The sequence below is a fragment of the Streptomyces sp. PU-14G genome (assembly GCF_041028275.1).
In the GTDB taxonomy this organism is placed as follows: Bacteria; Actinomycetota; Actinomycetes; order Streptomycetales; family Streptomycetaceae; genus Streptomyces.
On sequence record NZ_JASKYT010000083.1, the window covers coordinates 1 to 23959 of the forward strand.

The 23959-nt window shown below is 73.2% G+C and carries 20 protein-coding genes; 10 read left to right on the forward strand and 10 right to left on the reverse strand.

All coding sequences use genetic code 11. The features are described from left to right. The first annotated feature begins 356 nt into the window (after positions 1 to 356). Positions 357 to 3524: a sacsin N-terminal ATP-binding-like domain-containing protein gene (locus AB8Z75_RS12840; protein WP_369201629.1), complete on the forward strand. Its 3168-nt coding sequence runs from the start codon at positions 357 to 359 to the stop codon at positions 3522 to 3524. A gap of 4 nt (positions 3525 to 3528) precedes the next feature. Here the strand turns inward: AB8Z75_RS12840 and AB8Z75_RS12845 are convergent, their stop codons facing one another. From AB8Z75_RS12845 to AB8Z75_RS12855, 3 genes are all read right to left on the reverse strand, one after another. Then, the gene (locus AB8Z75_RS12845) at positions 3529 to 3765 is read right to left on the reverse strand and encodes a hypothetical protein (RefSeq protein WP_369201613.1); all 237 of its coding nucleotides are present in this window, start codon (positions 3763 to 3765) and stop codon (positions 3529 to 3531) included. A 146-nt stretch (positions 3766 to 3911) separates the two neighbouring features. After that, positions 3912 to 6314 (reverse strand): HAD-IC family P-type ATPase, encoded by a 2403-nt coding sequence (locus AB8Z75_RS12850; protein ID WP_369201614.1) that lies wholly within the window; start codon positions 6312 to 6314, stop codon positions 3912 to 3914. 104 nt (positions 6315 to 6418) lie between these two features. Next, positions 6419 to 6679 (reverse strand): DUF2530 domain-containing protein, encoded by a 261-nt coding sequence (locus tag AB8Z75_RS12855; protein ID WP_369201630.1) that lies wholly within the window; start codon positions 6677 to 6679, stop codon positions 6419 to 6421. Between the two features lie 206 nt (positions 6680 to 6885). Between AB8Z75_RS12855 and AB8Z75_RS12860 the strand changes: the two genes are divergently transcribed. Beyond that, positions 6886 to 8361, forward strand: a complete 1476-nt coding sequence (locus tag AB8Z75_RS12860; RefSeq protein ID WP_369201615.1) for an NCS2 family permease — start codon at positions 6886 to 6888, stop codon at positions 8359 to 8361. Between the two features lie 133 nt (positions 8362 to 8494). On the opposite strand, the gene AB8Z75_RS12865 is transcribed toward AB8Z75_RS12860, so the two are convergent. Further along, complete coding sequence (locus AB8Z75_RS12865) at positions 8495 to 8725, reverse strand: hypothetical protein (RefSeq protein WP_369201616.1); 231 nt, start codon at positions 8723 to 8725, stop codon at positions 8495 to 8497. Positions 8726 to 9062: 337 nt separating this feature from the next. Between AB8Z75_RS12865 and AB8Z75_RS12870 the strand changes: the two genes are divergently transcribed. The 3 genes from AB8Z75_RS12870 to thpR all read left to right on the forward strand — a co-directional run bounded on the left by AB8Z75_RS12870 (position 9063) and on the right by thpR (position 11779). Then, positions 9063 to 9440: a MarR family winged helix-turn-helix transcriptional regulator gene (locus AB8Z75_RS12870; RefSeq protein ID WP_369201631.1), complete on the forward strand. Its 378-nt coding sequence runs from the start codon at positions 9063 to 9065 to the stop codon at positions 9438 to 9440. Positions 9441 to 9472: 32 nt separating this feature from the next. Beyond that, on the forward strand, positions 9473 to 11023 hold the full coding sequence (locus AB8Z75_RS12875; RefSeq protein WP_369201617.1) for an MFS transporter: 1551 nt from the start codon (positions 9473 to 9475) through the stop codon (positions 11021 to 11023). 174 nt (positions 11024 to 11197) lie between these two features. Beyond that, positions 11198 to 11779, forward strand: a complete 582-nt coding sequence (gene thpR, locus AB8Z75_RS12880; protein ID WP_369201618.1) for an RNA 2',3'-cyclic phosphodiesterase — start codon at positions 11198 to 11200, stop codon at positions 11777 to 11779. A 186-nt stretch (positions 11780 to 11965) separates the two neighbouring features. Here the strand turns inward: thpR and AB8Z75_RS12885 are convergent, their stop codons facing one another. From AB8Z75_RS12885 to AB8Z75_RS12900, 4 genes are all read right to left on the reverse strand, one after another. Then, positions 11966 to 12964 (reverse strand): aldo/keto reductase, encoded by a 999-nt coding sequence (locus tag AB8Z75_RS12885; RefSeq protein ID WP_369201619.1) that lies wholly within the window; start codon positions 12962 to 12964, stop codon positions 11966 to 11968. 51 nt (positions 12965 to 13015) lie between these two features. Continuing rightward, a complete protein-coding gene (locus tag AB8Z75_RS12890; RefSeq protein WP_369201620.1) occupies positions 13016 to 13684 on the reverse strand; it encodes a TetR-like C-terminal domain-containing protein in 669 nt (222 codons plus the stop codon). A 441-nt stretch (positions 13685 to 14125) separates the two neighbouring features. Next, complete coding sequence (locus AB8Z75_RS12895; RefSeq protein WP_369201621.1) at positions 14126 to 15172, reverse strand: hypothetical protein; 1047 nt, start codon at positions 15170 to 15172, stop codon at positions 14126 to 14128. Between the two features lie 95 nt (positions 15173 to 15267). Then, positions 15268 to 15945, reverse strand: coding sequence for a GDSL-type esterase/lipase family protein (locus AB8Z75_RS12900; protein WP_369201632.1), 678 nt, complete (start codon positions 15943 to 15945; stop codon positions 15268 to 15270). A 58-nt stretch (positions 15946 to 16003) separates the two neighbouring features. Here AB8Z75_RS12900 and AB8Z75_RS12905 point away from each other — a divergent pair, with 58 nt between their 5' ends. Then, positions 16004 to 17044, forward strand: coding sequence for a hypothetical protein (locus AB8Z75_RS12905; protein WP_369201622.1), 1041 nt, complete (start codon positions 16004 to 16006; stop codon positions 17042 to 17044). A gap of 85 nt (positions 17045 to 17129) precedes the next feature. On the opposite strand, the gene AB8Z75_RS12910 is transcribed toward AB8Z75_RS12905, so the two are convergent. After that, positions 17130 to 17927: a TetR/AcrR family transcriptional regulator gene (locus AB8Z75_RS12910; RefSeq protein ID WP_369201623.1), complete on the reverse strand. Its 798-nt coding sequence runs from the start codon at positions 17925 to 17927 to the stop codon at positions 17130 to 17132. Between the two features lie 174 nt (positions 17928 to 18101). Between AB8Z75_RS12910 and AB8Z75_RS12915 the strand changes: the two genes are divergently transcribed. Together AB8Z75_RS12915 and AB8Z75_RS12920 are read left to right on the forward strand one after the other, a co-directional pair. After that, on the forward strand, positions 18102 to 19169 hold the full coding sequence (locus tag AB8Z75_RS12915; protein WP_369201624.1) for an ATP-binding cassette domain-containing protein: 1068 nt from the start codon (positions 18102 to 18104) through the stop codon (positions 19167 to 19169). Continuing rightward, positions 19166 to 20047, forward strand: coding sequence for an ABC transporter permease (locus AB8Z75_RS12920; RefSeq protein WP_369201625.1), 882 nt, complete (start codon positions 19166 to 19168; stop codon positions 20045 to 20047). Before AB8Z75_RS12915 ends, AB8Z75_RS12920 begins: the two co-directional genes overlap by 4 nt. Before the next feature lie 80 nt (positions 20048 to 20127). Here AB8Z75_RS12920 and serC read toward each other — a convergent pair whose 3' ends face one another. After that, complete coding sequence (gene serC, locus AB8Z75_RS12925) at positions 20128 to 21246, reverse strand: phosphoserine transaminase (protein ID WP_369201626.1); 1119 nt, start codon at positions 21244 to 21246, stop codon at positions 20128 to 20130. A 126-nt stretch (positions 21247 to 21372) separates the two neighbouring features. On the opposite strand from serC, the gene AB8Z75_RS12930 reads away from it, so the two are divergent. Next, a complete protein-coding gene (locus AB8Z75_RS12930; RefSeq protein ID WP_369201627.1) occupies positions 21373 to 21750 on the forward strand; it encodes an MmcQ/YjbR family DNA-binding protein in 378 nt (125 codons plus the stop codon). Between the two features lie 109 nt (positions 21751 to 21859). Further along, positions 21860 to 23959, forward strand: a 2100-nt coding sequence (locus tag AB8Z75_RS12935) for an FAD-binding and (Fe-S)-binding domain-containing protein (RefSeq protein WP_369201628.1), incomplete at its 3' end; no start/stop codon positions are given.

Sequence of the window (23959 nt, forward strand, 5' to 3'; positions counted from 1 at the left end):
CGCCACCGCGGGCCCGCCCGCGGGGGGGGGGGGGGGGGGGGCCCAGGCCCCTGGCCCTGACACCAGGCCCCTGGCCCGCGTCCCGGACGGTCTCGTCCGGGCCCCGCACCGCACTCGTGTCCCGGGCCCCGCACCGCGCGGCCCCGCCGCCCGCCAGGCGTCGGCCCCCGGTGGTGGGGCGCGAGGTCCGCGGGCCGGGCGCCTGAGCGGGCGGGCCCGCGGTGGCGTGCCGTAACCTTCCCTCTCGCCCGGCACGCACCCGGCCGGGCGGGACGACGGGGCGGGACGTGAGTGTCGAGGAGGCCGGTGGTGTGAGGGACACCTTCGGGGCGAGGTCAGAGGACGCGTCCGCGGACATGTTCAAAACCGGGCGGTTGCGGCACCGCGTGCTGGAGGCGTGGCGCTCGTCCGCGTCCCGGTTCCGTGAGGACGCCAACGCGGAGCAGGACCTCGCGCTCGGCGGCTACCGCGACCGGCTGGTGGTGGAGCTGGCACAGAACGCCTCGGACGCCGCGGCCCGTGCGGGCGTGGCGGGCCGGTTGAGGCTCTGCCTGGGCGCGGACGGCACGCTCAGCGCCGCCAACACGGGACAGCCGCTGGATGCGGCGGGTGTCGAGTCGTTGGCCACGCTGCGTGCCTCGGCCAAGCGCGACGAGCCCGATCTGGGGGCCGTCGGCAGGTTTGGTGTCGGCTTCTCCGCCGTGCTGGCCGTCACCGACGCGCCGGCCGTCGTGGACAGGGCGGGGCAGGGGGTGCGCTGGTCGCTGACCGAGGCCGGGGAGCTGACGCGGCGGGCCGCCGCAGACAGCCCGGATCTGGCCGCGGAGCTGGACCGCCGCGAGGGGCACGTGCCGCTGCTGCGGCTGCCGCTGCCCGCCGCGTACGACCAGGCGGTGGTGCCGGCCGGATACGACACGGCCGTGCTGCTTCCGCTGCGCGACGACGCCGCGCGGGATCTGGTCCGGCGGCTGCTGGACGCGGTGGACGACGCGCTGCTGCTGGCTTTGCCGGGGCTGAGCGAGGTCGTCGTCGTCAGCGACCCTGACGGCCCGGCGCGCACGCTGACGCGGCACGACGAGGGTGCTCACGTCCGGATCGAGGATTCGGCCACCGGGTCGACCCGGTGGCGGCTGGCGGGCGACAGCGGCGTCGCGGACGCCGAACTGCTCGCGGACCGCCCTGTGGAGGAGCGGACGCGTCCCGGCTGGTCGCTCACCTGGGCCGTACCGGTCGACGGTGAGGGCCTCCCGGTCAAGCCGGGTACGGCGGCGTGCGTGCACGCGCCCACGCCCACGGACGAGCCGTTGGGGTTCCCCGCGCTGCTGCTGGCTTCCTTTCCGCTGGACCCCACCCGCCGCCACGTCGCACCGGGGCCTTTGACCCGGTTCCTGCTCGGACGGGCCGCCGACGCCTACGCGCGGCTGCTGCGCGAGTGGCATCCGGTGGCCACGGGGACGCTCGACCTGGTCCCGGGGCCTCTCGGGCTCGGCGAGCTGGACGGCGAGTTGCGCGCGCTCGTGCTGGAGCGGCTGCCGAAGGTGCCGTTCCTGGCGAGTGCGGCGGTCCGCGGGGACGAGGAGGAGCCGGGCGAGCGGTACGCGCTGCGACCGCGCGACGCCGAGATCATCGAGGGCGCGGGCGCGGCCACGGTCGCCGTCCTCGCGGAGGTGTTCGGCAACCTGCTGCCCGCCGGGCTGGAGCGCCGGGCGGAGCTGCGGGCCCTGGAGGTGCCCCGGGTCCCGCTGGGGGAGGCCGTCGACCGGCTCACCGGTGTGGAGCGGGAGCCCGGCTGGTGGTGGCGGCTGTACGACTCGCTCGCCGGGGTCGATCCGGAGCGGTTGACCGGGCTGCCCGTGCCGCTGGCCGACGGGCGCCGCGCGGTGGGGCCCCGCCACGTGCTGCTGCCACTGGCGGACGGCGCCGTTCCGGCCGACAGGCTGGCCCGCCTGGGGCTGCGGGCCGCGCACGGCGAGGCCGTGCATTCGCTGTTGGAGAAGCTGGGTGCGACCCCGGCCACGCCGCACGCGGTGCTGACGACCCCGCAGGTGCGTGCCGCGGTGGCCGCCTCACTGGAGGCGGAGGAGAGCTGGGACGAGGAGGACGGCGGCCTGGCTCCCGAGGAACTGGTGGAGACGGTGCTGGGCCTCGTCCGCGACGCACACCTTGCGCCGGGTGACGAGCCGTGGCTGGGCGCCCTCGCGCTGCCCGACGAGGACGGCGAGACGATGCCCGCGGCCGAACTCGTCTACCCGGGCTCCCCGTTCGCGCGGGTGCTGCGCGAGGGCGAACTGGCCGCGTGCGACGCGGAGCTCGCCGAACGCTGGGGCGAGGGGCCGCTGACGGCCGTCGGCGTGCAGGCGGCCTTCGCGCTGGTGCGCGCCGAGGACGTCGTGCTCGATCCGGACGGTTTCGAGCCGCGCGAGAGCGACTATCCCGAGCCCGACGATCCGGGGCTGCTGGACGCCGTCGACGTGTGGTGCGAGGACGTGCTCGACCAGTTGGCGGCCGACGGCGACGCGGACGAGGGCGACTCCGCTCACGCCGTGCCGCCGGTCGCCGTCGAACTGGTCGCCGTGCGCGACCTCGACCTCGTCGACGACGCGTGCTGGCCCGAGGCGCTGGCCATGCTGGCGAGGCCTCCGTTGCGCGACGCGCTGACCGCACCGGTGCGGGTACGCCTCGCCGACGGCACCGTCACCGACGTGCGCCCCTACACCGCCTGGTGGCTGCGCGGCCATCCCGTGCTCGACGGCCGCCGCCCCGCCGGGCTGCGCGCCGCCGGGGCCGACCCGTTGCTGCGGGGGCTGTACGAGGAGGCCGACCCCGGTGAGGTCACCGACGACCGCGTCCTGCGGGCGCTCGGCGTCCGTACCACCGCCGCGGCGCTGCTGGCCGAGCCCGGCGGAGCCGCCGAACTCCTCACCCGCCTCGCCGACCCCGACCTGCCCTCCGAGGGGCATGCGGCGGACGATCCTGGACCGGCCCAGCTGCACGGCCTCTACACCCTGCTGGCCTCGGCCGGCCTCGATCCGGAGGCGGTGACGCTGCCGGACGCGCTGCGCGCGGTGCGCGGCGGCGAGGTGGTCGTCGTGGACGCCGCCGACGTCCTGGTGGCCGACGCGCCCGACGTGCTCCCCCTTCTCGCGGACCGCGCCCTGCTGCCGGTGGCCCCGCGCCACGCGGCTGAGCTGGCCGGCCTGCTGGAGGTGCGCCGGGCGAGCGAGGTGGCCGCCGACCTGGTGCCGAAGGAGCCCGGCACCGAGCGGGAGGTGCCCGCCGCCGTGCGGGAGCTGCTGCCCAAGGTGCCGTCCCACTACCGCGAGCACGAGGAGCTGGTGCTCGGCGGGGTGGACCTGGACTGGCGCCGCACCCCGGACGGCACCCTGCACGCCGCCACCCTGGAGGGGCTCGCCTCGGCCCTGGCCTGGGCCTGCGGCGCCTGGCCCCGCCGCTTCGAGCTGACGGCGCTGCTGGAGGATCAGGACCGGGCGGCGGAGCTGTCGCGGGCCCGCTGGTTCGACTGAGGGCTTACGGCGCGCTGTCGGCGAGCTGAGTGCGGCCCTGGGTGCGGGCGCAGTGGGCGCAGCAGAAGTACTGGCCGTTCGCCTCCATACCGTGGCCCAGGATGCGGCACCCGCAGTTCTCGCACACGGGCGCCATCCTGTGGGCCGCGCACTCCAGGCAGTCGAACACGTGCACCTGCCCGGCGGCGCGGACCTCGAAGGTGTGGGGGTAGTCGTTGTCGCAGACCTCGCAGACGGGCATGGCCGCTCTCCTTCGGTGCTCGGGTGGGCTCAGGTGTGCTGGGCGAGCACATCGTTACCCCGCGGGCCCGCCCCCGTGACCCGGCCTTCCGCCACCCGGTGCGCACCCGTTGGAGCGGTCACGGCGCCAGGCGGCTCCCGGCGCCGTCATGCCGGGAGCCGTCTGGCCACCAGGCGCCATGCGGCCTCCAGCAGGACGCCCGCCACCGCGGCCACCCCCACCGCGGTCCACGGCACGACGGTGCCGACCAGCTTCAGCGCGAAGAAGCGCTGGAGCCACGGGGTCGCCAGCACCACCAGGAAGGCGACGCCCATCGCCGCCACCAGCCCCACCCGCCACCACGTGTAGGGCCGCGCCACGATGGCCAGCACCCACATCGCGATCAGGAAGAGGGTCAGCGTCGCCGCGCTGGTCTCGGCGGCCAGCGCCCCGGAGCCGCTGTAGTGGTGCCGCGCCAGCAGGTACGTGGCGAACGTGGCCGCTCCGGCGATCAGCCCGCACGGCGCGGCGTACCGCAGCACACGCCGTACGAAGTGCGGTTTCGCCCGTTCCCTGTTGGGCGCCAGGGCGAGGAAGAAGGCCGGGACGCCGATGGTCAGCGAGGACAGCAGCGTCAGGTGGCGGGGGAGGAACGGGTAGGGGACCTGCCAGCAGATGACGAGCACGGCCAGCAGCACGGAGTAGACCGTCTTGGTCAGGAACAGGTTGGCGACCCGTTCGATGTTGCCGATGACCCGGCGCCCCTCGCCGACGACCGACGGCAGCGTCGCGAAGCTGTCGTCCAGCAGCACGATCTGGGCGACCGCCTTGGTCGCCTCGGAGCCCGAGCCCATGCAGACCCCGATGTCGGCGTCCTTGAGCGCGAGGACGTCGTTGACGCCGTCGCCGGTCATCGCCACCGTGTGCCCCTCGGCCTGAAGGGCGCCCACCAACTGCCGCTTCTGCTGCGGTGTGACCCGCCCGAAGACCGCTCCGCCCTCCACCGCGCGGGCCAGGCCGGCGCGTTCGGCCGGCATCTCGCGGGCGTCGATCGGGTGCTGGGCGCCGGGCAGCCGGAGTTTCGCGGCGACCGCGCCGACGGAGACCGCGTTGTCGCCCGAGATCACCTTGGTGTCGACGTCCTGCTCGGCGAAGTAGGCGAGGGTGTCCCCGGCGTCGGGCCGCAGCCGCTGTTCGAGGACGACGAGCGCCGCGGGACGCGTCCGGGGCTCCGCGCGGGCCTGCGCGTCGCCGGTGTCCGGCAGCCCGTCCGCCGCGTGCGCCAGCAGCAGTACCCGCAGTCCTTCCCGGTCCAGCCGGTCCACCTCGGCCAGGACCGGGTGGCCCGCCGTCAGGAGCACGTCGGGGGCGCCCAGCAGCCAGGCGCTGTCGGTCCCGTCAGGCTCGGTGAAGGCGGCGCCGCTGTACTTGCGGGCGGAGGAGAAGGGCAGGGTGCCGGTCAGCCGCCAGGCGTCGGGCCCGTCCCCGGCGGCGGGGTAGGCCGCGCCGATCGCCTGGAGGCTGGCGTTGGGGTGCGGATCGGAGGCGCCGAACGCCGCCAGCACCCGGGCGAGGCGGGCGTCGTCGGCCCCTTCGAGGGCGCGCACCTCGGCGACGTCCATGCCGCCCTCCGTCAGCGTGCCCGTCTTGTCGAGGCAGACGACGTCGACCCGTGCCAGGCCCTCGATGGCGGGCAGCTCCTGGACGAGGCACTGTCTGCGGCCCAGCCGGATGACGCCGATGGCGAAGGCCACCGACGTCAGCAGCACCAGCCCCTCGGGCACCATCGGCACGATGCCGGCGACCATGCGGCGTACCGCCTCGTGCACGTCGTTGCGTTCGACGACGAGCTGGCTGAGGATCAGGCCGAGACCGGCCGGGACCATCATCCAAGTGATGTACTTCAGCAGTCGGCTGATGCCGCCGCGCAGTTCGGAGTGGACGAGCGTGAAGCGGCTGGCCTCCTCGGCGAGCTGGGCCGCGTACGCCTGGCGGCCCACTTTCGTCGCGGTGAAGGCGCCGGTGCCCGCCACCACGAAGCTGCCGGACAGCACGGCGTCGCCCGCCCGCTTGACGACGGGGTCGGACTCGCCGGTCAGCAGGGACTCGTCGACCTCCAGGCCGTCCGCCTCGCTCACCTCGCCGTCGACGACGCACTTGTCGCCGGGGCGCAGCTCGATCAGGTCGCCCAGGACGATCCGGTCGGTGGGCAGCTCGGTGGTGCGGCCTTCGCGCCGTACCCGGGGGCGTGCCTCCCCGATGACGGCGAGGTTGTCGAGCGTCCGCTTGGCGCGCAGCTCCTGGATGATGCCGATGCCGGTGTTGGCCACGATGACGAAGCCGAAGAGGCCGTCCTGGAGCGGGCCGACGATCAGGATGATCAGGAAGAGGACACCGATGAGCGCGTTGAAGCGGGTGAGGACGTTGGCGCGGACGATGTCGGCGGCCGACCTGCTGCTGCGCGGGGGGACGTCGTTGACCTCTCCGCGCGCGACGCGCTCGGCGGCTTCCGCCTCGGTGAGACCTCCGGCCGCATGCGCCTGGGTGAGACCTCCGCCCGCATTTGTCATGTTTCGACGGTACGGGGCTTCCGTGGTCCAGGGGAGGACGGCGACGCCTCGTGCCGCCTCAGTCCTGCCGAGCCCGCTTGCTCAGTCCTGCCGAGCCTGCTTGCTCAGTCCTGCCGAGCCCGCTTGATCGCCTTGTCCCTGGCGCGTACGTACCAGATGCCCACGCAGCCCAGGCCCGCTCCCGCGGCGCAGGTCCACACCCACCAGGCGTGCCCGCCGTCGGCGAACCAGCCGTAGAAGGGGAGTTGGCCGAGGAAGAGGACGAGCCAGATCAGGGTGCCGGTCACGACCGTGGCGACGACGTTGCCCTCCAGCGGCTCCGGGGCCTCGCGCTCGCCGTTGGTCCACTTGTCCATCAGACCCATCGCCACGGCTCCCTCGTTTCCGGTCCTGTTCGGCCCCCAGCCTAGCGAGGGGCGCCCGGGGGTTCGGGGGCGGAGTTGGCGATCAGGCCGTTCGTTTGTTCATACTGAAACCAACTGGAGATGGCTGGATTCTTTCGTGCGATTGTCCAAGCTGATCCAGTCGGACCCCTCCGTTCCGCTTCGTCAGCACGTACCCGAGGTCACCCATGCCCGCTTCGGCCAGCCCGGTCGATTCCCCCGGCTCCCCGCGAGACACCCCGCCCCCCGTTTCCCGCTCAGCGCTGGACCGCTTCTTCAGGATCTCCGACCGCGGCTCGACCGTCGGCCGGGAGCTCCGCGGCGGGCTCGCCACCTTCTTCGCGATGGCGTACATCATCGTGCTGAACCCGATCATCCTCGGCGCGGGCACCGACAAGTACGGCCACCAGCTCGACAACGGCCAGCTGGTGACCGCCACCGCGCTGATGGCCGGGCTCACCACGGTGCTGATGGGCGTCATCGGCAACGTCCCCATCGCCCTGGCCACCGGGCTGGGCATCAACGCCGTGGTGGCCCTCCAGCTGGCCCCCAAGATGACCTGGCCCGACGCCATGGGCATGGTGGTGCTGGCCGGCATCGTGCTGATGATCCTGGTGGTCTCGGGGCTGCGGCAGCGCGTCATGGACGCCATCCCGAACGGGCTGCGCCGGGCCATCGCCATCGGCATCGGCCTGTTCATCTCGCTCATCGGCCTCGTGGACTCCGGCTTCGTGACCCGCAACCCGGACGACGCCAAGACCACCGTCCCCCTCGGGCTCGGGATCGGCGGGCAGCTCCAGGGCTGGCCCGTGCTGGTGTTCGTGCTCGGCCTCGTCCTGATGTTCGTGCTGACCGTGCGGAAGGCCAAGGGCGCCATCCTCATCGGCATCGTCGTCATGGCCGTCGTCGCCATCGTCATCAACGCCGTCGCCAAGATCCCTGACGCCGCCTGGGGCCTGTCGGTGCCCACGGTGCCCGACTCCGTCGTCGGCACGCCCGACTTCTCCCTGGTCGGCGACATCAGCCTGCTCGGCGGCTTCCACGAGGTCGGGTGGCTGACCGGCTGCCTGTTCGTCTTCACGGTGCTGCTGTCCGGCTTCTTCGACGCGATGGGCACCATCATCGGCGTCGGCGAGGAGTCGGGTCTCGCCGACGAGCACGGGCAGCTGCCGCGCATGGGCCGCATCCTGTTCATGGACGGCGTCGGTGTCGCCGCGGGCGGCGTCGGCTCCTGCTCGGCCAACACGTGTTTCGTGGAGTCCACGGCGGGTGTGGGCGAGGGTGCGCGCACCGGGCTGGCCAACGTGGTGACGGGCGGTCTCTTCCTCCTCGCGCTGGTCTTCACCCCCCTCGCCAAGGTCGTGCCCTCGCAGGCGGCGACCCCCGCGCTGCTCGTCGTCGGCTTCCTGATCATGGCCGCCAACGTGCGGGACATCGACTGGGGTGACGCGTCCGTCGCCATCCCCGCGTTCCTGACGATCGTCTCGATGCCGTTCACCTACAGCATCACCAACGGCATCGGCATGGGCGTCATCGCCTTCATCGTCCTGCGGGCCGCCTCGGGGCGGTCCCGCGAGATCCCGTGGCTGCTCAACGTCGTCGGACTCTGCTTCCTCGTCTACTTCCTCCTCAATCCGATCGAACAGCTCCTCGGAGTGAAGTAGGGGCGAAGCAGCCGCCGCGCGCCCCTTCGTCCTCGCCGCCGTGCCCCTCTCCGCCGTGCCCCTTTCCGCCCCGGGAGGGGCACAGGTGTGTGCGGGCCCGGGGCCCGGCGGTGCGCGGAGCGGGTGCCAGGCCTCAGGCCGAGCGGCCGTAGAACCGTTCGGTTTCCTCGACGGAGGCCTTGAAGCGTTCGTCGAAGTCGTCTCGCACAAGGGTGCGGACCACGTAGTCCTGCACGCTCATTCCGCGTTTGGCCGCGTGTTCGGTCAGCCGCTCCAGCAGGGCGGCCTCTATGCGGAGGCTGAGCACCTGGGAGTCGGGCTGCCCGTGGTGGTCGTTGTCACACGGTGGAGTCAGGCTGTTCATACGACAACGGTTGCGAACCCACCCCGGCCGCTGTCCGGCGAATGTGCCCCGACTCACTCGTACGTGTGAGCCCCTGAGGGCTGAAGCCCGTGTTCTTTAGACGGAGTAATGAGGTAGGCTAAGAATTATGTCGGAACAGCTCCCCGCTCCGCGTCTCGCGGACGGGCCCCCACCGGGCGTGCCGGACATGCTCGGCGAAGCCGCTCACCTCGCCGAGGCCGCGGAGTCCCTGCATGCCATGGAGGCGGCCGAAGCCGCCCACGTCGCCGAGGACGCGGAGACGCCCGCAGCCGGCCAGGAGGCCGAGGACGCCGTCAACGCGCTCCGCGCCGGGGTGATGCGGCTGTCCCGGCGGCTGAAGCACCAGCGCGTCGACGAGTCCCTGAGCCCCACCGAGATGTCGGTGCTCGGCACCCTCGCCCGCTGCGGCTCGGCCACCCCCAGCGAGCTGGCCCGCAAGGAACACGTGCAGCCGCCGTCGATGACGCGGATCGTCGCGATGCTGGAGTCCAAGGGGCTCGTCCGTCTTGAGCCGCATCCCGAGGACCGCAGGCAGAAGGTGGTCACCCAGACCGGGCAGGCCGTGTCCATGCTCGCCGCGGCCCGCAGCAAACGGAACGCCTGGCTGGCCGAGCTGGTCCAGGAGCTGGACGAGGACGAGTGGGCGACGCTGCGTGCCGCCGCGCCGGTGCTGGAGAAGCTGGCGCACTTGTAAGGAGAACGACCGAGAACAGGAGGCGAAGCCGCTTGAGTACGGGCCACGGAGCAGACTCCGCACCCGCACCATCCGCAGCCGACGAAACCCAGCCGCAGCAGGCGTCACAGGACGAGCCGCAGGACGCGTCGCACGAGGCGTCGCACGACGCGTCGCACGAGACGTCACAGGGCACGCCGCAGGTCGCATCGCACGACGCGTCACAGGGCGCGCCGCAGGGCGCGCCGCGCAGCGCACCGCAGGTCGCATCGCGCAGCGCACCGAAGGGCGCGCCGCGGAAGCGGGACACCGCGCCGCGGTCCGGCGCGAAGACCTCGATGTTCGCCTCGCTGAGAATCCGCAACTACCGCCTCTTCGCCATCGGTCAGGTCGTCTCCAACACCGGCACCTGGATGCAGCGCATCGCCCAGGACTGGCTCGTGCACAGCCTCACGGGCTCCTCCACGGCCGTCGGCATCACCACCGCGCTCCAGTTCCTGCCCATGCTCCTGTTCGGGCTGTACGGGGGCGTCATCGCCGACCGCTGCTCCAAGCGCACGCTGCTGTTCGCCACCCAGTCCGCCATGGGGCTGACGGGCCTGGTGCTCGCCGCCCTCACGCTGAGCGGAAACGTGCAGGTCGCGCACGTGTACGCGCTCGCGTTCGTCCTCGGCCTCATCACCGTCGTCGACAACCCGACCCGGCAGACCTTCGTCTCCGAGATGGTCGGACCCACCCAGATACGCAACGCCGTCTCGCTCAACTCCGCGAACTTCCAGAGCGCCCGGCTGGTCGGCCCCGCCGTCGCCGGTGTACTGATCTCCGCCGTCGGCGGCGGCTGGGCCTTCCTGATCAACGGCCTCTCCTTCGCCGCCCCCCTCGTCGGGCTGCTGATGATGCGCGCCGGTGAACTGCACACCAGCAGGCCCGTGGAGCGCGGCAAGGGCCAGCTGCGCGAGGGCCTGCGGTACGTACGCGGCCACCCCGAGCTGCTGTGGCCCATCGTGCTGGTCGGCTTCATCGGGACGTTCGGTTTCAACTTCCCCATCTGGCTGACGGCCTTCACCAGCGACGTCTTCCACGAGGGCGCCGGCACGTACGGCGCCTTGAACTTCCTGATGGCCGTCGGCTCCGTCGCGGGCGCACTGCTGGCCGCCCGGCGCGGCCAGTCGCGGATGCGGCTGATGGTCGGCGCAGCGCTCGTGTTCGGCGTCCTGGAGATGGTGGCCGCGCTCTCGCCGTCGTACTGGCTGTTCGCCGCGCTGATGGCGCCGATCGGGTTGGCGGGCCTGACCTTCAACGTGACCGCGAACTCCAGCGTCCAGCTCGCCTCCGACCCGGCGATGCGGGGCCGGGTGATGAGCCTGTTCATGATGGTCTTCGTCGGCGGCACCCCCATCGGCGGTCCCTTCATGGGCTGGATCACCGACACCTTCGGCGCCCGCATGGGCTTCCTGGCCGGTGGCCTGATCTCCGCCGTGGCGGCGGTGACCGTGGGCCTGGTGCTGGCGCGGATCGCAGGGCTGCGACCCGCGGTGAGTTTGCGGCGCGGCCAGCCGCCGGTGCGGTTCGTCCGCCGGGAGGCGGTGACGGAGGCGGCGTAGGGCTTGTCCTGCGGGCTTGTTCCGGCAGGGGGTGCCACTGTTCGCAGTGGGCGGTCTGCGGGTTGGTTGTGGCTGGTGGCGCAGTTCCCCGCGCCCCTTCGGGGCGTCCGGGCCCCGGCGCGGGAAGCCCGTCCGGGACCCGGCACTTGGTGGGCTGTGGCAGAGTCCGGCCCCATGAGACTGTTCGCCGCGTTGTGGCCGCCGGCTGAGGCGGTGACGGAACTGGCGCGCTTCACTCGCGCGCTCACCCGCCTCCCCGGCGCCGAGGGCCTGCGCTGGACCCGGCCGGAGACCTGGCACTTCACGCTCAGCTTCTACGGCGAGGTGCCCGAGGAGCAGGCGGACGAGCTCGGCGCCCGTCTGGCCCGCGTCGCGCACCGTGCGCGCGGCCCCGTCCGGATGCGCCTGGCGTCAGGTGGCCGCTTCGGCGACCGCGCCCTGTGGGCGGGTGTGCATCAGGACGCCGACCGGACGGCCCTCACCAGGCTCGCGGCGGCCACCACGGCGGCGGGCCGCCGCGCGGGTCTGCTCCCCGCCGACGCGCACCCCTCGTTCAGGCCGCACCTCACGCTGGCCCGGGCCAGGGGCCGCGGCACGACGGATCTGCGCCCCTACGTCGTCCAGCTGGAGCCCTTCGCGGGCTCCAGCTGGAGCGCAGGGGAACTGCTCCTCGTCCGCAGCGAGCCGCCCACCAGCGGTGTTCCGGGCGAGCAGCCCCGCTACGTGCCTGTGGGGCGCTGGCCACTGGGCGGGTGACGGGGCCGGGCCGTGGCCTGTCGCCCTCGCCGGTTACCGTGGTGACCGTGAACGCGAAGACCAGAATGCGCATCGTGACCGGTGTGCTGGTGGCGCTCTTCGTCGTGGTCGTCCTGGCCTCGGCGCTGAGCGGCCACTGAGCCGGGAGCCGCCCGAACGGTCACCGGGCCGCGGGCCCGCCGGGTCTCACCAGGCGAACGCCTCCGGCGAGGGGCCCGGCCCCGGGAAGATCTCGTCCAGCGAGGCGAGCAGTTCGTCGCCGAGGTCGAGTTCGACGGCGCGCAGTGCCGAGGTGAGCTGCTCCGCGGTGCGCGGTCCGACGATCGGCCCGGTGACGCCGGGCCGCGACAGCAGCCAGGCGAGGGCCACCTCGCCGGGCTCCAGTCCGTGCTTGGCGGCCAGGTTCTCGTACCGCTCGATCCGGTCCCTGACGGCCGCGTCCTCCAACGCGGTGGCGGCGCGGCCCGACGCGGTGCGGCCACCGCCGCCCTCGCGGGCCTTGCGCAGCGCGCCGCCCAGCAGCCCGCCGTGCAGCGGCGACCAGGGGATGACGCCGAGCCCGTAGGACTCCGCCGCCGGGACGACCTCCATCTCGGCGCGGCGCTCGGCGAGGTTGTAGAGGCACTGTTCGCTGACCAGCCCCAGCGAGCCGCGCCGCGCGGCCGTCTCGTTGGCCTGGGCGAGGTGCCAGCCCGCGTGGTTGCTGGAGCCGACGTAGAGGACCTTGCCCTGCTGCACGAGGACGTCCATGGCCTGCCAGATCTCGTCCCAGGGCGTGGCCCGGTCGACGTGGTGGAACTGGTACAGGTCGATGCGGTCGGTGCCCAGGCGCCGCAGGCTCGCCTCGACGGACCTGCGGATGTTGACGGCGGAGAGTTTGTCGTGGTTGGGCCAGGGCGTCTCGCCGTCGCCTGCCATGTTGGCGTAGCCCTTGGTCGCCAGGATCGTCTTGTCGCGACGGCCCTCGCCCTTGGCGAACCAGCTGCCGATGATCTCCTCGGTGCGGCCCTTGTTGTCGCCCCAGCCGTAGGCGTTGGCGGTGTCGAAGAAGTTGACGCCCGCGTCCAGCGCGGCGTCCATGATCGTGTGGCTGTCGGCCTCGCCGGTCTGCGGCCCGAAGTTCATCGTGCCGAGGACGAGCCTGCTGACCTTGAGCCCCGTGCGTCCAAGCTGCGTGTACTTCATGCGGCCACGCTAGGCGGCTGGAGTGCGCTCGAAGCAAGAAGCGGGGCGTCGCTACCTCTCGCGCCGCTGCCCGCCGTCCGCCTCGCCCGGCGTGGCCTCCCCCGCCCCCTCCGCGCGGCGGAAGACCCCGTGGGTCGCGGCCAGGTACGCGGACTCGGCGCTGGTGCGGACCAGTTCGGCGTCGAGGGGGCGGCGGCTGATCAGCAGCCGGTAGTAGAAGGGGGCGCCGAGGGCGGCGATGACCTCCACGGTGTCGGTGTCGGGTGGGACTTCCTCGCGTGCGACGGCCCGCTCCAGCAGTACGGAGACCTGGCGCAGCCGGCCCGCGAACGTCTCGCGCAGCACCTGTGCGGCGCCCGGCTCCCGGGCGGCTGCGGCGACCATGCCCTCGACGAGGCGCCGGTTGCCGGGTGAGGCGTGGAAGCCGGCGATGTTGCCGGCCATGACGTGCAGGTCGCCTCTGAGGTCGCCGGTGTCGGGGATGGGGATGGCGCTGGTGCCGTGCTCGCTGAGCAGGTCGGTGATGACGCCTTCGACCGTGCGCCAGCGGCGTCGGATCGTGGCGGCGTGCACTCCGGAGCGCTGGGCGAGCAGATCGACGGTGAGGGAGGCGTAGTCCTGGGTGCTCAGCTCTTCCTGGGCAGCCGCCAGGACGGCGGCGCGGGTGCGGGCGGTCCGCCCTCCGGGGCGGGCGGACCCGTGCGGTCGTGGCTCGGTCATGTTCGGGCTGTGGTTCCGCGTTGCGTCGAGGGAAGCGTTCCGGTTACTGTCATACCAGTTAGTGCGCGTCAGCGCGCATTAGTCGGGGGAGGTGAGCGCCCCGTGTGCACGGTTTCTGGCCGCGGCGCGCGGGGCGTTCACGAAGAGTGCGGCGGGCGCGGTCGACAGGCTCACGCATGATCGACAGTCTGACGCACCGGTCGCGCCGGACAACGGGCGCCGACCGGTTCCGACGCGAAAGATGCGGCACCTGGCGGGATATCGCCGGGTTTGGCGTTTCGCGCCGCGCGCCGCGCGACAGGTGCGCTCGCTCCCCGGCCCGGGCGCGGCAGCCCCCCGTGGCGGGCGATCGCGGCGACCGCTCGCGCATGCCGCGGCGGGCGGGCGATCGCGGCGGCCGATCGCGGCACCCGGGAGCCCGGCCTTCCAGCGGTGACACGCTCAGATCGCGGGCAGACCCGAGGGCGGCTTGGTCAGTACGCCGCGCGCGTAGCCGTACCCCGCGTGGAAGACCATGTGATCTCCGGAGACGACCTGCGCTTTGACCGCGATGTCCAGTTGCTCGACCTCGCCGGGAACGGAGACCGGCACCGTGTGGTGCAGCATCGTGTGGTGCTTGGCGGCGCTCACGGTCCGCGTCCGCGTGGGGGACCTGCGCGGGGCGCCTACCGGCTCGCCTGCCTCGTCGAGCCCCTGGACCTCCACCCAGGAGGCGAGCGTGGCGCCCGAGGCGCGCGGATGGCGCGGCCCGCACAGGCCGTAGGCGTCGGCCCTGTTGCAGGTGGTGACCTCGGCGTCGATCGCGATGTCCAGGCGGGTGCGGGGCAGGGGCCCGGTGGCCCCCACCTTCTGCCGCGTGGTCATCGGCTCGGTCACCGTGCCCGGCGACAGCAGCAGGTCGCCCTGCTCGGCGGGGCGCGTCCAGGTGGTGGCGTCGCGGCTCGCGCGGGTGCTCACCAGGCCGCGATCGCCGTCGAGCGGCTGCTCCCCGGCCAGCCGCACCGTCATTCCCGGGGCGCGGGCGGTGCTGTAGGCGGAAGCGCTCACCTCGCAGCGGTGGGTTCCGGCGGCCTCGGCGACGAGCAGGGCGCGGATGTCGGGGTCCCTGTGCTGCTCGTCGGGGGTCAGGTTGGCCCCGTCGTGCGCGCGCAGCGCGGGGCGTCCGTCCGGGCCTGTGCAGGTGAGCAGCAGGGTGGTGCCGATGTTGGTGGGCCGCCCTGTGCCCCAGGAGTCCACGGAGAAGGTCATGGCGGGGGTGTCCAGGGCGAGTTTCTCCCCGGCGTCGAGCCGGTAGGTGGCGGTGGAGACGGTCCGCAGCGGTGCGGAGTGCTGCTGGACGGGGAGCGTCACCCCCGCGGCGTCCGCTTCCTCCCGCCCGGCCGCCGCCGTGGGGGTGCCGGGCGCGGCGGCGAACGCGCACAGCGCGGGCGTCAGCGCCCACAGCAGCCACACCGTGAGGCGGGGGAGGGCAGGGTGACGTCGTGTCATACGAGCAGTCCTTTCCGCACGGGCCGGTGGCCGGGAGGGGCTTCCGGCACGCGGTGTGGAAAGTGACCGTATCGGCGGCTGAGCGGGTTTTGTGGTCAACAGACCGGTGTGCACCGGTACGGCCCACCCACGGCCCACGCCTGGTGGAGCGCGTCGGCGAACGCGGCGGCGATCCGGTGCTCGCCACTGGCCGAGGGGTGGGTGCCGTCGTAGGTGTCGCGCTCGGGTGACCAGTCCTCCGGCACCGAGGCGAGCAGCAGCGGCGAACGCGGCCGGGAGTGCTCGGCCACCGCCTTGGCCAGCAGCGTGTTGAAGTGCGCGCACGCGTCGGCGAACGAGGGGTCCGTGGCCGCGCGCACGTTGGGTATGACGGGCAGCAGCACGGCCCGCAGCGCCGGGTTCGCGGCCCGTGCGCGGGCGAGGAACGCCTCGACGTTGGCCAGCGTCTGCTCGGGGCCGGTGTAGAAACCCAGGTCGATCAGGCCCAGCGAGACGAGCAGCGTGTCGGCGCCGTGCTCCGCCACCACCGGGCCGATCAGCGGCGCCATGTGCAGCCACCCCTCGCCCCAACCGGCGAGGTGGGCGCGCGCGTGCGCGGGGAAGCCCGGGTCCGCGTAGCGGTGCGAGTCCTCGTGCAGCGCGGTGCGCGGGCCGACGACGTGGACGGTGCCGTCCGGCAGCGTGCGGGTCAGGTGCTGCCACATCCGGTAGCGCCACGTGTGGTCGCCTGCGGCTCCGATCGTCATGGAGTCGCCGACGAAGAGGATGCGCATGCGCTCATCCTGGTGGATCACCAACCGACACGCACCGTGATGCTGGACACTTGAGCCCATGTCCTTTGAGCGCACACGTGGGTCCGTCGTCGGGATCCGGCAGGGCGCGGCGCTGGCCGCGGCGGTCCTGGCCGCGGGGCTCGCCTCCGCCCCCCTTCCCGCCCGGGCGGCGGACGAACCCCAGGGCTTCACGATCCGGGACTCCCGTATCACCGAGTCCAGCGGCCTGGCCGCCAGCCGCGCCCACGAGGGCGTCTACTGGACGCACAACGACTCCGACGACGGCCCGTACGTCTACGCCGTCGACAGCCGCACCGGCAAGACCGTCGCCCGGGTCGTCATGCGCGGCATCGACCCCCGCGACGTGGAGGCCGTCTCCGTCGGCCCGGACGGCGACGTGTACGTCGGCGACATCGGCGACAACCTCGACGGCTCGTGGTCCGAGGTGTGGATCTACCGCTTCCCCGAACCCGAGCGGCTGCACGGCGACATCACCGTGACGCCGACGCGCTACACCGTGCGCTACGCCGACGGACCCCGCAACGCCGAGTCGCTGATGGTGCACCCCAAGACCGGGCGCGTCTACATCGCCAGCAAGAACGCGAAGGGCGAGGCCGGTGTCTACGCCGGGCCGCGGCGCCTCGACGCGGCGGGCGCCAACACCTTCTCGCGGGTCGCCGACCTCGACTTCGAGGCCACCGACGGGGCGTTCTCCCCGGACGGCACACGGCTGGTGCTGCGCGGCTACTTCAGCGGCTACGCCTACCGGTGGAAGGACGGCAAGCCGGACAAGATCGGCTCCGTGGCGGTGCCGCTGCAACGGCAGGGCGAGTCGGTGACCTTCACGCCCGACGGGCGGACGCTGATGTTCGGTTCCGAGGGGACGAACAGCGGCGTCGAGCCCGTACAGCTGGAGGGCGAGGCCGTGCCCGACTCGGTGCGCAAGGCGTCCTCGTCCGAGGGCGGCGGCAAGGGCGGCGGCGAGGAGGGCGGCGCGTCCGGCGACGACGACCGCACACTCGGTCTGGGCGCCGCCACCTTCGCCGTCGCTCTGGCGGTGTGGTGGGGCCTGCGCCGCCTCTTCCGCCGCCGCGAGTGAGGGCGCGGCGCCCCGCGCGCTCGGCGGCGCCGCGTGGTCAGGCGCCGGCGCCGGCCCCGCGTGGTCAGGCGCCGGCCTCGCGTGCTCAGGCGCCGGCGCCGCGCTGGTCCAGGAGTTGCTGGAAGCCGTCGAGGAGGGCGCGGACGGCGAAGCGCATGGCGTCGGCGGCGTCGGCGGAGAAGGAGTCCTCGGGGAGCGCGGCGAGCCTCGGACACGCGCCCTCCGCCATGAACTGCACCATGTAGGGCTCCTGGGTGCGCCAGAACTCCTCGTCGCTGACCCCGGAGTGCTGCGCGGCCTGCTGGTAGAGCACGTGTGACCGCGCCGCTCCCAGTACGAGGTTGTCGAGGCCGACCAGGACGCCCATCTTCTCCTGGCCGCTGAGGGGCAGTCCCTCCAGTGCGGCGAGGGCGAAGTCGAGCCCCGCCATGCTGTGCGGGCCGAGGACGGGGCGGGCCTGGTCGACCTGGATCAGCCAGGTGTGGTCCGTGTAGAGCTGCCACGACGACTCGGCGACCAGCTCCAGCCGCTCCCGCCACCAGCCGGTGCCGTCCCGCGGGGTGCCGTCCCGCCCGGCCGAGGTGTCCGCGGGGCCCTGGACGTAGTCGACCATCAGGGCGAGCAGCTCGTCCTTGCCGGGCACGTAGCGGTAGAGGGACATGGTGCCGACGCCCAGTTCGGCGGCGACCCGGCGCATGGACAGGGCGGCGAGCCCTTCGCGGTCGGCGAGGTGGATGGCGGCGTTCACGATCTCGGCGAGGGTCAGCCCTGGCTTGGGCCCGCGGGCGGGCCGGTCCCTGGTGGTGCGTCCCCACAGCAGGTCGAGGCTGCGGACGAGACGGGCCAGGCCGGTGGCGCGGTCGGTGGTGGGCTCGCTCGTCATGCGGTGTGCTCTGTCGCCCGGGGCTTTCGTGCCTGCGGTCGCGTCTTCGGGTGCGTCGTCATCGTGTTCGCCATCGTAGGGATCTTCCCAGGTGGAAATGTGGTTGCGCTCAACTGCGTAGGCTGTACGCTCTTTCTTCTGGGTACGGCGTACCCAGTACAAGGAGGGGAGAACATGCCCGCACGAGAATCCGCACCGCCACCACCCCCGCGAGCCGGCACCGCCACGTCCCCGTACTCCGTCCTCGCCGAGGGGCTGCGCAAGACCTACGGCGACAAGCACGCCCTCGACGGCCTCGACCTCGCCGTGCCGCGCGGCACGGTGTTCGGGCTGCTGGGCCCGAACGGCGCGGGCAAGACCACCGCGGTCCGCGCCCTGTCCACCCTCGCCCGGCTGGACGGCGGTCGCGCCACCGTCGGCGGACACGACGTGAGCCGCGCACCGCGGGCCGTCCGCCGCAAGATCGGCCTGACCGGGCAGCACGCCGCCGTGGACGAGATCCTCACCGCCCGCCAGAACCTGGAGATGTTCGGCCGCCTCTTCCACCTCGGCGCGGCCCGCGCCCGGCGCCGGGCCGCCGAACTGCTCGACCAGTTCGGCCTGCACGAGTCCGCCGACAAGCAGCCGCAGGGCTTCAGCGGAGGCATGCGGCGCCGCCTCGACCTGGCCTCCAGCATGATCCTGGCGCCCGAGGTGCTGTTCCTGGACGAGCCGACCACCGGCCTGGACCCGCGCGGACGCAGCGAGGTGTGGGACGCGGTGCGCGGGCTGACGGAGCAGGGCACCACCGTCGTGCTGACCACCCACTACCTCGACGAGGCCGACAAGCTCTCCGACCGCATCGCCGTCATCGACCAGGGGCGCAACGTCACCGAGGACACCCCGGCGGGGCTCAAGCGGGCGATCGGCGGCGACCGCGTGGAAGTCGTCGCCGCCGAGGCCCGCGAGCTGCCCGTCGTCGAGGCCGCCGTCGCCCAGGTCGCCACCGGGGGCGCCGAGGTCGGGACCGACACGGCTCAGCTGCGCGTCCACGCGCCGGTCAGCGACGGCGTGCCCGCGCTCACCCACGTGGCACGCGCCCTGCAGGACGCCGGCGTCACCGTGGCCGATCTGGGGCTGCGCCGCCCCACGCTGGACGAGGTCTTCCTGACCCTGACCGGCAACCGGCCCGCAAGGGCACCGGCACCGGCGTCCGCACCGGCATCCGCACCGGCGAACGCACCCCGGGAGGCCGTCCGATGAGCAGCACCACGCAGGCCGTCACCGCCGGCGGAACCCCCGAAGGGACGGGCGGCGGGACCGTCGGCGGAACGGACGGCGAAGGCGTCCCCCGACGGTTGTACTGGGCCGTCGCCGACTGCTGGACCATCGTCAGGCGCGATCTGACGCACCTGGTCAAACAGCCGTCCCTCATCGCCTGGCAGCTCGGATTCCCGATCGTCTCCGTGCTGCTGTTCGTCTACGTCTTCGGCAGCGCCATGGACGTCGGCGAGGGCGTGGACTACAAGGCCTACGCGATGCCCGGCATGTTCGCCATGACCATGGCCTTCGGCTTCATGAACACGGCCGTCGCCGTCGTCGTGGACAAGGAGCGCGGCGTCACCGACCGGTTCCGCTCCATGCCGATGGCGTCCTCCGCCGTGGTCACAGGGCGCGGCGTCTCCGACGTCCTGCACGCGGCGCTCGACCTGGCCGTACTCGCCGCCATCGCCCTCGTGGTCGGCTGGCGTTCGGACGGCGGGCCGCTCGCCACCCTGGCCGCCTTCGCGCTGCTGCTCTGGCTGCGGTTCGCACTGATCTGGGTCGGCGTGCTCATCGGGCTGCTCGCCAAGAACCAGGAGTCGGCGGGCAACCTGTTCGCCGTCGCCTTCCCCTTCGGCATGGTCTCCAGCGTGTTCACCCCACCGTCCGCGATGCCCGACTGGCTGGGCGCCGTCGCGATGTGGAACCCCGTCTCGGCCACCGCCAACGCGGTCCGCGACCTGTACGGCAACCCGCTGCCGCTCGGCGACAGCTGGATCGAACAGCACGCGGGGCTGATGGCGGTGGTGTGGCCGCTCGTCCTGACGGCCGTCTTCCTGCCGCTGGCGGTGCGCCGGTTCCAGAACCTCAGCAGGTGACACAGGGCGGGGGCCTCCCCGCCCTGACGAGCGCGGGCGGCCCGCCGCCGGCGGGCCGCCCGTACGCGCTCAGAACCCGGTCACAGGTGCTCGATCACGTAGTCGACGCAGGCGGTCAGCGCCTCCACGTCCGCCGGCTCGACGGCCGGGAACATGGCGACCCGCAGCTGGTTGCGGCCCAGCTTCCGGTACGGGTCGGTGTCCACGATGCCGTTGGCCCGCAGCACCTTGGCCACGGCGGCGGCGTCCACGTCGTCGGCGAAGTCGATGGTGCCCACGACCTGGGAGCGCTGGGCGGGGTCCGTCACGAACGGGGTGGCGAAAGAGGCCTTCTCCGCCCAGCCGTACAGCCGCGAGGAGGAGTCCGCGGTGCGCTCGACGGCCCAGTCGAGACCGCCACGGGCGTTGATCCACTCCAGCTGGTCGTTGAGCAGGAAGAGGGTGGCCAGCGCCGGGGTGTTGTACGTCTGGTTCTTGCGCGAGTTGTCGATCGCGGTCTTGAGGTCGAAGAACGCCGGGATGTGCCGGTCGGAGGCGGCGATGCGCTCGGCCCGCTCGATGGCGGCGGGGGAGAACACCCCGATCCACAGCCCGCCGTCCGCAGCGAAGGACTTCTGCGGCGCGAAGTAGTAGACGTCGGTCTCGGCGATGTCGACGGGCAGGCCACCGGCGCCCGAGGTGGCGTCCACCAGGACGAGCGCGCCGTCGTCCGCTCCGGGCACGCGCCGGAGCGGCATGGCGACGCCGGTGGAGGTCTCGTTGTGGGTGAGCGCGTAGACGTCGATGCCCTGCTCGCCGCGCGCCTCGGGGTGGGTGCCCGGGTCACTGGCGATGATGCTGGGCTCGCCGAGCCACGGCGCCTGCTGGGCGGCCTTGGCGAACTTGGAGGAGAACTCGCCGAAGGACAGGTGCTGGGAGCGGGAGGTGATCAGGCCGTGGGTCGCGATGTCCCAGAAGGCGGTGGAGCCGCCGTTGCCCAGGATCACCTCGTATCCCTCGGGCAGCGAGAAGAGGCTCCGCACGCCCTCGCGCACCTTTCCGACCAGGTCCTTGACGGGTGCCTGGCGGTGGGAGGTGCCCATCAGGGAGGTGCCGGTCGCGGCCAGGGCGGTGAGTGCCTCCTCGCGCACCTTGCTGGGGCCCGAGCCGAAGCGACCGTCGGCGGGCTTGATGTCAGCGGGAATCTGGAGATCAGCCACGGGGCCAGCCTAGTGCCGCCAGGGCGCGGGCACGGCGGGACGTCCAGCGCCTGAGACAGCCGGCGGACGCGGACCGCGGTGGGCGTGCGGCGCGCCGCTGTCGGTGGGTGCCCCTACGCTGAGGCCATGAAAGGACCGAGACCTGGCCCGCCAGGACCCGATGACGTGCGCCGTCTCGCGCTGGTGCTGCCGGAGACCAAGGAGGTCGAGGCGTGGTCGATGCCGACCTTCCGGGTCGCGGGAAAGATGTTCCTGACGATGCCGGACGACCAGTCCTCGTTCGCGGTGCGCTGTCCCCGTCTGGAGAGGGGTGAGCTGATCGCGGCCGAGCCGGAGAAGTTCTGGGTGCCGTCGCACGAGGCGGGCTCCCCCTGGGTGCGGGCCCGGTTGGCGGCCCTGGAGGACATGGCGGAGCTGCGGGACATCGTGGCCGACTCCTGGCAGCAGGCGGCGCCGCCGCGCCTGCTGGACACGTTCACGGCACCGGACCCGTACGCGGGCTGACGGGCCGACCGCCCGACAGGGCCCCCGCCCGCAGGCGTGACGCGGGACACAGGTGTTCAGATCGCCGAGGGGGCAGCGTTCGCCGGGCCCGAGCGTGCACCCTGTGCGCATGGCAGAGGCACGGGAGCGGGCAACGGACCTGGAACGGGCACTTCGGGCCGCGGTGCGGGGCGGCGAGGTGGAGTTCGGCGTCCAGGACAGGGCGCTGATGACGATGGACGCCTCCAACTACCGGCGGGTTCCGCTCGGTGTGGTGGCGCCCAGGGACGACGACGACGTGGCGGCCGTGCTGGCGGTCTGCCGGGAGCAGGGCGTGCCCGTGGTGGCGCGCGGGGCGGGCACGTCGATCGCCGGGCAGGCCACCGGGCTCGGCGTCGTCCTCGACTTCACCCGCCATCTGCGCGCCATCGAGCGCCTGGATCCCGACAGCCGCACCGCCGTGGTGCGCCCCGGCGTGATCCTGGACGACCTGCGCGGTGCGGCCGGCGCGTTCGGGCTCACCTTCGGCCCCGACCCCTCGACCCACAGCCGCTGCACCCTCGGCGGAATGATCGGCAACAACTCCTGCGGGTCCCACTCGGTGGCGTGGGGCACAACCGCCGACAACGTCCGCGAACTGGAGGTTTTCACCTACGGCGGCGAGCGGGCCCGCCTCGCGCGCGGCGGCGAGGGGGTGCCGGAAGGCCTGCGCACCGCGGCGCGCTCCCTCGTCCAGGGGGAACTCGCCCGGCTGCGCACGGGGTTCCCCGAGTTGCCGCGCCGCATCTCCGGCTACGCGCTCGATGAGCTGCTGCCCGAGAAGGGCGAGGACTGGGCGCGCGCCTTCACCGGCAGCGAGGGCACCCTGGGTGTGCTGACCCGCGCCACGGTGGGGCTGGTGCCGACACCGGGCGCCCGCGTGCTGGCCGTCCTCGGATACGCCGACGAGAGCGCGGCGGCCGAGGCCGCGGCCGGACTGCTCCCGTACGGGCCTCTCACCGTCGAGGGCATGGCCAACGACCTGGTGGGCGACGCGGCCCGCGCTTCCCTCCCGAGGGGCGGCGCCTGGCTGTTCGTCGAGGTCGGCGGCGACGACGCGGCCCACGCGCTGGCCGAAGCCGAAGCGCTGTGCCGTGCCGCGCGCGAGTCCACCACCGGCCACTCCCTCGTCACGGACCCGGCCGGGCAGCGCGCCCTGTGGCGCATCCGCGAGGACGCCTCGGGCACGGCGACCCGACTGCGGCTCCCCGGCATGGCCGAGGACGCGGAGGCCTGGCCTGGCTGGGAGGACTGCGCCGTGCCCCCCGAGCGGCTCGGCGCCTACCTGCGCGACTTCCGAAAACTGCTGCGCGAGTACGGCCTGCGCGGCCTGCCCTACGGGCACTTCGGGGACGGCTGCATCCACGTGCGCATCGACTTCGACCTGATGGACGCCGCGGGCATCGCCACGTTCCGCGAGTTCTCCACCGCGCTGGCCGACACCGTCGTCGCCCACGGCGGCTCCCTCTCCGGCGAGCACGGCGACGGGCAGGCGCGCGCCGAGCTGCTGCCCCGCATGTACGGGCCCGAGATGGTCGGGCTGTTCAACCGCTTCAAGGATCTGTGGGACCCGGCGGGCGGCCTCAACCCCGGCATGCTCGTGCGGCCGGAACCGATCGACGCCAACCTGCGCTTCGCCCCGCTGCCGCGCACCCCGGTGGACGTCGAGTTCGGCTACCCGCACGACGGGGGAGACTTCTCGGCCGCCGTCCGCCGCTGCGTGGGCGTCGCCAAGTGCCGCAACGAGACGGCGTCGGGCGCGAGCGTGATGTGCCCGTCCTTCCGGGCCACCGGCGAGGAGAAGCACTCGACCCGCGGGCGGGCCCGGCTGCTGCACGAGATGCTCGCGGGCGAGGTCGTCACCGAAGGATGGCAGTCCGAGGAGGTGCACGACGCGCTCGACCTGTGCCTGTCGTGCAAGGGCTGCAAGAGCGACTGCCCGGTCGGCGTCGACATGGCCACCTACAAGGCCGAGTTCCTGCACCACTACCACGAGGGCGACGCGCGCAACCCCGGCAAACCCCGCCCCATGGCGCACTACTCGATGGGCTGGCTGCCGCGCTGGCTGCGCCTGGCCGCCGCCACCCGCACGGTGCCGCTGCTGAACGCCGGGGCCAAGGTTCCCCCGCTCGCGGCGCTCGCCAAACGGCTGGGCGGTCTCGCCCCGGAGCGGGACATCCCCGCCCTGCCC

Coding starts and splice junctions, on each gene's coding strand:
- AB8Z75_RS12900 (WP_369201632.1), bottom strand. CDS start 15,945: ATGCGCATCCTCTTCGTCGGCGACTCCATGACGATCGGAGCCGCAGGC.
- AB8Z75_RS12870 (WP_369201631.1), top strand. CDS start 9,063: ATGCGGCTGTCCCGGCGGCTGAAGCACCAGCGCGTCGACGAGTCCCTG.
- AB8Z75_RS12840 (WP_369201629.1), top strand. CDS start 357: ATGTTCAAAACCGGGCGGTTGCGGCACCGCGTGCTGGAGGCGTGGCGC.
- AB8Z75_RS12865 (WP_369201616.1), bottom strand. CDS start 8,725: ATGAACAGCCTGACTCCACCGTGTGACAACGACCACCACGGGCAGCCC.
- AB8Z75_RS12920 (WP_369201625.1), top strand. CDS start 19,166: ATGAGCAGCACCACGCAGGCCGTCACCGCCGGCGGAACCCCCGAAGGG.
- AB8Z75_RS12905 (WP_369201622.1), top strand. CDS start 16,004: ATGTCCTTTGAGCGCACACGTGGGTCCGTCGTCGGGATCCGGCAGGGC.
- AB8Z75_RS12890 (WP_369201620.1), bottom strand. CDS start 13,684: ATGACCGAGCCACGACCGCACGGGTCCGCCCGCCCCGGAGGGCGGACC.
- thpR (WP_369201618.1), top strand. CDS start 11,198: ATGAGACTGTTCGCCGCGTTGTGGCCGCCGGCTGAGGCGGTGACGGAA.
- AB8Z75_RS12930 (WP_369201627.1), top strand. CDS start 21,373: ATGAAAGGACCGAGACCTGGCCCGCCAGGACCCGATGACGTGCGCCGT.
- AB8Z75_RS12910 (WP_369201623.1), bottom strand. CDS start 17,927: ATGACGAGCGAGCCCACCACCGACCGCGCCACCGGCCTGGCCCGTCTC.
- AB8Z75_RS12915 (WP_369201624.1), top strand. CDS start 18,102: ATGCCCGCACGAGAATCCGCACCGCCACCACCCCCGCGAGCCGGCACC.
- AB8Z75_RS12855 (WP_369201630.1), bottom strand. CDS start 6,679: ATGGGTCTGATGGACAAGTGGACCAACGGCGAGCGCGAGGCCCCGGAG.
- AB8Z75_RS12885 (WP_369201619.1), bottom strand. CDS start 12,964: ATGAAGTACACGCAGCTTGGACGCACGGGGCTCAAGGTCAGCAGGCTC.
- AB8Z75_RS12860 (WP_369201615.1), top strand. CDS start 6,886: ATGCCCGCTTCGGCCAGCCCGGTCGATTCCCCCGGCTCCCCGCGAGAC.
- AB8Z75_RS12895 (WP_369201621.1), bottom strand. CDS start 15,172: ATGACACGACGTCACCCTGCCCTCCCCCGCCTCACGGTGTGGCTGCTG.
- AB8Z75_RS12850 (WP_369201614.1), bottom strand. CDS start 6,314: ATGACAAATGCGGGCGGAGGTCTCACCCAGGCGCATGCGGCCGGAGGT.
- AB8Z75_RS12845 (WP_369201613.1), bottom strand. CDS start 3,765: ATGCCCGTCTGCGAGGTCTGCGACAACGACTACCCCCACACCTTCGAG.